Annotated in this window: 1 protein-coding gene and 1 pseudogene; both read right to left on the bottom strand. The window is 60.1% G+C overall.

Features of this window, described 5'->3' with window-relative positions:
- Positions 1-157: 157 nt before the first annotated feature.
- Positions 158-2,410, bottom strand: a pseudogene (gene pheT / locus ACIOUG_RS26795) (phenylalanine--tRNA ligase subunit beta); the annotation flags it as partial.
- Positions 2,411-2,436: 26 nt separating this feature from the next.
- On the bottom strand, positions 2,437-3,341 hold a 905-nt coding region (pheS, locus tag ACIOUG_RS26800), incomplete at its 5' end, for a phenylalanine--tRNA ligase subunit alpha (protein WP_401070161.1).

The raw sequence follows: 3,341 nt of genomic DNA on the forward strand, positions 1-3,341 counted from the left end.
AAAAAAAAAAAAAAAAAAAAAAAAAAAAAAAAAACGGGGCTGCGGGGTCCCCACACTTTGCGCCTGAACAAAAAAAACCCCCCCCCCCCAAACCAAAACCACCACCCCCCCTTTCCGCTGGACACGTTTGGGCCCTCTACAACCAACCACAACGCATTTTTCTATCAGGATCAATGCCTTTACCCTGATACACGTCAAACAGCCTGAGATCCGTGAGCCATTCGCCTGCATTTTCACGGATTACGTCCAGTACAGCCGAGGCCGCGACGTCTTTGTGCGCGATCAGTGCAAGGTCACGACGCACTTCAGGAAAGCGCGACAACTCGTGGAATTGCGGCATTTTTCCGCTAGCGACTTCAGCCAGAACCAGCTCGAAGACGAATACCGGACGATCCAGACCCAGGGCTTTGGACAGTTCAGGGTGAATCGCGCCGATAAAGCCGACTTCACGCCCGTCACGTTCGATGCGCGCGGTTTGACCCGGGTGCAGCGCCGGGTGTTTGCCCGGAGCGAACGTGAAGGTATCCAGTGCACCGGCAAAGCCCAGCACCGCTTCAACGTCAGCTTTTACGTCGAAGAAATCGACGGTGTCGCGACCCTGCGCCCAACCTTCCGGCAGACGGCTGCCGCAAACAACACCCGACAGCATCGGCTCTTGCTTCAGACCTTCCAGCTGGCCGACGAAGCGCAGACCGCTTTCGAACAGACGCACGCGATCCTGCTGACGGTTCAGGTTGTGCTGCAACGCCTTGACCAGACCCGGCCACAGCGAGGAACGCATGGCGGCCATGTCATTGGAAATCGGATTGGCCAGCAACAGCGGTTCGACGCCCGGATTGAACAGTTCGAACTGCTTCGGATCGATGAAGCTGTAAGTGATCGCTTCCTGATAACCACGGGCAACCAGCAGACGGCGCAACTCAGGCAGCTCGCTGCGCGCTTCAGCCTTGGCTTGTGGCGCCAGACGCGCTTGCGGGTAACGAACCGGCAGACGGTTGTAGCCATACAGACGAGCCAGCTCTTCGATCAGATCGACCTCCAGGCTGATGTCGAAGCGATGGCTTGGCACTTCTACGCGCCACTGCCCTGCTCCGTCAGCGGAAATCTTCAGACCCAAGGCGCTGAGCAGTCGCTCGACCTGAGCCGAATCCATCTCCATCCCCAGCATCTGGGTGATGCGCTGCGCACGCAGGGTGATCGGCGCAATCGACGGCAGGTGCTGCTCGCTGACGGTCTCGATGATCGGGCCGGCTTCGCCGCCAGTGATTTCCAGCAGCAGGCCAGTGGCGCGCTCCATGGCTTCACGGGCCAGTTGCCAGTCCACGCCACGCTCGTAACGGTGCGAAGCGTCGGTGTGCAGGCCGTAGGAGCGAGCCTTGCCAGCCACAGCGATCTGGTCGAAGAAGGCACTTTCCAGGAATACGTCGCGAGTGGTTGCGGACACACCGCTGTGCTCGCCACCCATTACCCCGGCAATCGCCAGAGCGCGGGTGTGGTCGGCAATCACCAGCGTATCGCTACGCAGGCTGACTTCCTGACCGTCGAGCAGCACCAGTTTCTCGCCCTCTTCCGCCATGCGCACACGGATCCCGCCATTGATTTCGGCAAGATCGAAAGCGTGCAGCGGCTGGCCCAGTTCAAGCATCACGTAGTTGGTGATGTCGACCGCAGCGTCGATGCTGCGCACATCAGCGCGGCGCAGACGTTCAACCATCCACAGCGGGGTCGGCCTGGACAGGTCGACATTGCGGATGACGCGACCCAGGTAACGCGGGCAAGCGGCAGGCGCCAGCACGTCTACCGGACGCACTTCGTCGTGCGCAGCTGGAATGGCCATGACCACCGGGCGAGTGACCGGTGTGTCGTACAGCGCGCCCACTTCACGGGCCAGACCGGCCAGCGACAGGCAGTCGCCGCGGTTCGGAGTCAGATCAACTTCGATGCTGGCGTCTTCCAGATCCAGGTAAACCCGGAAATCCTCGCCCACCGGCGCATCGGCCGGGAGCTCCATCAACCCGTCATTGCCTTCGCCAACCTGCAACTCGGCTTGCGAACACAGCATGCCGTTGGACTCGACACCCCGCAGCTTGGCCTTCTTGATCTTGAAGTCGCCCGGCAGCTCGGCACCGATCATGGCGAACGGAATCTTCAGGCCCGGACGCACGTTTGGCGCACCGCACACGACCTGGAAAGTTTCCGCGCCATTGCTGACCTGGCACACACGCAACTTGTCGGCGTCAGGGTGCTGCTCGGTGCTCAACACCTCGCCCACGACCACGCCGCTGAATACACCGGCGGCCGGGGTCACGCTATCGACCTCCAGACCCGCCATCGACAGACGAGCAACCAGCTCGTCGCGACTTACCTGCGGGCTAACCCAGCCACGCAGCCATTGTTCACTGAATTTCATCCTGCTCTCCTAAGAATTCGTTACGACTAGCGAAATTGCGCGAGGAACCGCAAGTCGTTGTCGAAGAACAGACGCAAGTCGTTCACGCCGTAACGGAGCATTGCCAGACGCTCTACGCCCATGCCGAAGGCAAAACCGGAGAACTCTTCCGGATCGATGCCGGACATGCGCAGCACGTTCGGGTGGACCATGCCGCAGCCCATGACTTCCAGCCAGCCGGTCTGTTTGCAGACGCGGCAGCCTTTACCGCTGCACATCACGCATTCCATGTCGACTTCAGCGGATGGCTCAGTGAACGGGAAGTACGAAGGACGGAAACGTACGGCCAGCTCTTTTTCGAAGAACACCCGCAGGAATTCTTCGATGGTGCCTTTGAGATCGGCGAAATTGATGTCGCGATCGACCAGCAGGCCTTCGACCTGGTGGAACATCGGCGAGTGGGTGATATCGGAGTCGCTGCGGTACACACGGCCTGGGCAGACGATGCGGATCGGCGGTTGCTTCGATTCCATGGTGCGGACCTGTACCGGCGAGGTATGGGTGCGCAGCAACATGTTCGCATTGAAATAGAAGGTGTCATGCATCGACCGGGCCGGGTGATGGCCTGGGATGTTGAGCGCTTCGAAGTTGTGATAGTCGTCTTCGACCTCAGGGCCTTCGGCGATGCCGTAGCCGATGCGGGTGAAGAACTGTTCGACGCGTTCCAGAGTCCGGGTCACCGGATGCAGACCACCGGAGGTCTGGCCACGGCCCGGCAACGTCACGTCGATGGATTCGGCAGACAGCTTGGCAGCCAGTTCGGCTTCTTCAAACAGAGCCATGCGCGCGTTGAGAACGCCTGTAACACGTTCCTTGGCAACATTGATCAGCGCGCCGACTTGTGGACGCTCTTCTGCCGGCAAATTCCCCAGGGTCTTCATCACCTGAGTCA

Origin of the sequence: Pseudomonas sp. NPDC087803 (genome assembly GCF_044742995.1) — a bacterium.
GTDB lineage: Bacteria > Pseudomonadota > Gammaproteobacteria > Pseudomonadales > Pseudomonadaceae > Aquipseudomonas.